The organism is Milkweed yellows phytoplasma str. MW1, from assembly GCF_000309485.1.
Taxonomy (GTDB): Bacteria; Bacillota_I; Bacilli_A; order Acholeplasmatales; family Acholeplasmataceae; genus Phytoplasma.
The window spans coordinates 1-3,305 of sequence record NZ_AKIL01000089.1 but is presented as its reverse complement, the minus strand read 5'-3'; the positions used below and the strand labels follow the sequence as shown (position 1 = coordinate 3,305).

General features: G+C 28.9%; 4 protein-coding genes. All 4 read left to right on the top strand.

Annotation, left to right across the window (positions count from 1 at the left end; all coding sequences use genetic code 11):
- Nucleotides 1–151: 151 nt before the first annotated feature.
- The 4 genes from RI76_RS01985 (at nt 152) to RI76_RS02795 (ending at nt 3,016) form a co-directional block, all read left to right on the top strand.
- A complete protein-coding gene (locus RI76_RS01985) occupies nt 152–439 on the top strand; it encodes a hypothetical protein (RefSeq protein WP_017192470.1) in 288 nt (95 codons plus the stop codon).
- 42 nt (nt 440–481) lie between these two features.
- Nucleotides 482–970, top strand: coding sequence for a hypothetical protein (locus tag RI76_RS01980; protein WP_020372772.1), 489 nt, complete (start codon nt 482–484; stop codon nt 968–970).
- A 244-nt stretch (nt 971–1,214) separates the two neighbouring features.
- Nucleotides 1,215–1,685, top strand: coding sequence for a hypothetical protein (locus RI76_RS01975; RefSeq protein ID WP_020372771.1), 471 nt, complete (start codon nt 1,215–1,217; stop codon nt 1,683–1,685).
- A 125-nt stretch (nt 1,686–1,810) separates the two neighbouring features.
- Entirely contained in the window at nt 1,811–3,016 is a 1,206-nt protein-coding gene (locus RI76_RS02795; protein WP_017192469.1) for a DUF2963 domain-containing protein, read from the top strand.
- Nucleotides 3,017–3,305 lie beyond the last annotated feature (289 nt).

The window sequence follows — 3,305 nt, the reverse complement described above, 5'->3', positions numbered from 1 at the left end:
TAGATAAAACCTTTATAGCAAAAATGCTCATTGAAGCAGAAGCTTTTCAACAAGAATTAGAAAAAAGTAGAACAATGGTTGATTTAGCTCGTCTAGCTGAAAAAGATAAATAAAATTTACAAAAATCATTATAAGAAAAAAGGATATTTATATGTTACAAAAAATATTTTTATTAACTTTAGATAATTGCGTAAATTGTCATCAATTAAAAAACATCTTACAAAAAGCGTATCCAAAATATTTAAAACACATTCAAATTATTAATAGACAACAGATGCTTCATTCTGAAACATTTAATCAACTAGTTAATAAATATAATATTAAAAAAGCACCAGCTTTAATTAACGATAAAACAGGCACTATTTTAAGGTCAGAAAAACTGGATATGATAGATGCCTTCTTAAAAGAGAATATTTCTTTACCAAACGAAGAACTTTAAAAAAATAAATATAAATAAAAATTAAATAAAAGGAGATTTAAAATGTCTAGATTTACAGCTAGAGACTTAAAAGAAAATGGATTTGTAGCTGGTGAATTATTTGATGTTGGATTTACAATTAAAGAATTAAAAGCTGCTGGATATATAACTGATGAATTATTAGATGCTGGATTTACAGTTAGAGAATTAAAAGCCGCTGGATTTACAGCTGAAGAAATATTAGATGCTGAATTTACAATTGAAGAATTAAAAACTGGATTTACAATTAGAGAATTAAAAGATGCTGGATTTACAATTAAAGAATTCAAAGCTGCTGGATATACAGTTAGAGAATTAAAAACTGGATTTACAATTAAAGAATTCAAAGCTGCTGGATATACGGCTAAAAAATTAAAAGCTATTGGTTTTACAGTTAGAGAATTAAAAGACACTGGATTTACGGCCAAAGAATTAATAGATGCTGATTTTACAGCTTTTGAATTAAGATATGCTGGGTATACAATTGAAGAATTAGTAAATGCTGATATATAGCTTAGCTAGAGAATTAAAAGCAGCTGGATATACATATAAAGATTTAATTAGTTTTTTTAGTTTATATGAAATATTTAGTTGCTAACAACAAAAAATCATTATGCCGGTCAAAAAAGTAGTTAGTTTTAAAATTGCCTCAGTTTTAAAGCAAGAAGTAGCTGATCTAGAAATCATTAAAGAGTAGGCAATAAATGAAGAAAATTGTTTTTCTATTTAAATAAAAATTAAATAAAAGGAGATTTACATGTCTAAACAATTGAAAGAATTCAGAGATGCTGCGAATAAAGTATCAAAATTAAAAGCAGCAGGGTATACAATTAAACAATTAAAAGCTGTTATATTTACACCGGAAGCATTAAAAACTGGCGGATTTACAGCTTTTGAATTAAGAGCTGCTGGATATACAGCGAGAGATTTAAGAGATATTAGATTGACACTTAAACAATTAAGAGATCTTGGATTTACACCCAAAGAATCATATGATTCTGGTTTTACAACTTATCAATTAAAAGCTTGCGGATATACAGCCAAAGAATTCAGAAAGGCTGGATATCTAGTTTCAGATTTAAGAGAAGCTGGATTTAAATATAAAGACATATTAGCTGCTGGATATACACTTAAACAATTAATAGATGGTGGATATCCAGAACAAGAATTAATAGATGTTGGATATAGACTTAAAGAATTATATGATGTTGAAGCAAGAAATAGCTGATCTAGAAATCATTTAACCAAAAACGGTTCTTACCCATAAAGAAGGGGAAAAATTTTTTAGAACTCCTTTATTTGCCCCTTCTTTATGGGTAAGAAAATCATTATCAAGAAAGGAAATAAAAAAATGTGGAAACAAATAAAAAACAATCAAAAATTATTATTCACGTTTGTTGTTTTATTTTATTGATAGTTATAAGTGTAATTATTAGTAAAATTATTTTACCAAACGACGAAAGTGCTTTTAAAAAAGTTGACAATTCCACCGATAAACTTCATTATAATTTAGATGACACTAAAGTGGAATTTAAACAAAATTTTGATAAAATTGATTCAAAATTAAATAGATGTGTAACTGAAGCAAATAAACAAGATTCTAAACCTGTTAAAAATCAAGAGCCTGTTAAAGAGAAAGAACCTATAACACAAAAAGTTCCAACACCTGTTAAACCAATTGAACCTGTTAAAGTTTCAAACACCAATAAAGAAGAAAAAACAACTACAGAAGCAAACCTAACTGAAACTAAAAATCCAGTTGAAGAAGTTAAACCAGATGAAGTAAATAAAGAAAATAAACAAAATTCAGATAAAGCAAATAAAACATCTAGTCAAGAATCTAATAAAGAAATTTTTTACTATCAGGACGGTAAAACAATTCGTCGCATCATTGAAAAAGACCCTCAAACTGGAAATCTCATCAAAGAAACTGGTTATGTACGTAATGAAGAACGGCAAAGATTAGCCTGGTGCCTTACTTATAAAGACCCAAACACTCGAAACAAAATAAAAAGAGTTACCCACCCAATCGATTACATCATTAATTACAAATATCCAATTTACACATTTGGCGAATACTACATCATTGATTACGACCCTCAAACTGGCAAAAGACTAAAAGCAACTTTTTACTATAGCGACAATGAAACAATTAGTCTTATTATGGAACAAGATCCTCAAACTGGAAATCTCATCAAAGAAACTGGTTATTTACCTAAGGACAAAAGAATAGATTCCTTCGGTGAAATCGACCTAAAAACTAGCGAATGGATTACAACAAGAAATGACAACCACACCGATTATATCATTGATTACGACCCTCAAACTGGCAAAGAAAGACGAAAAACTTTCTATAATGGCATCGGTACCATTAATCGTATTATCATTCCAGAATACGACCCCCAAACTGGAAATCGTATAAAAGACATCGCCTATCGTCGAAAATTAAAAAAAATCGGTGACATTCCAGAATACGATCTTATCACTGGCCAATGCATAAAAGAAGCTTTTTACAGCGACGAAAAAAAAACAGATATCCAGTATTTTACAATTTACTAATACGACCCCCAAACTGGATATACAATAAAAGAAACTAACTATAACTTAAAAGGCAAAGAATTTGCATTTAGTTGGGAGGGCTATGATGAGGGTTATGCTTAATACAACTCTTAAACCGAAAAAAACAATAAAATATACTCAGTACAATGAAGAACGATTCTCAACCAGATGAATAAAAGAAAGGAAATAAAAAAAATGGCTGTAAGAAAAAAAGGCACTCATACTAAACCGATGAATGCTAAAAAACAACTTAATAAAAAAACTACCAATAAAAAGGTTGATAAAAAGG

Excerpts from the sequence above, each read along its gene's own strand:
- RI76_RS01985 (WP_017192470.1), top strand. The coding sequence starts at position 152 with ATGTTACAAAAAATATTTTTATTAACTTTAGATAATTGCGTAAATTGT.
- RI76_RS01980 (WP_020372772.1), top strand. The coding sequence starts at position 482 with ATGTCTAGATTTACAGCTAGAGACTTAAAAGAAAATGGATTTGTAGCT.
- RI76_RS01975 (WP_020372771.1), top strand. The coding sequence starts at position 1,215 with ATGTCTAAACAATTGAAAGAATTCAGAGATGCTGCGAATAAAGTATCA.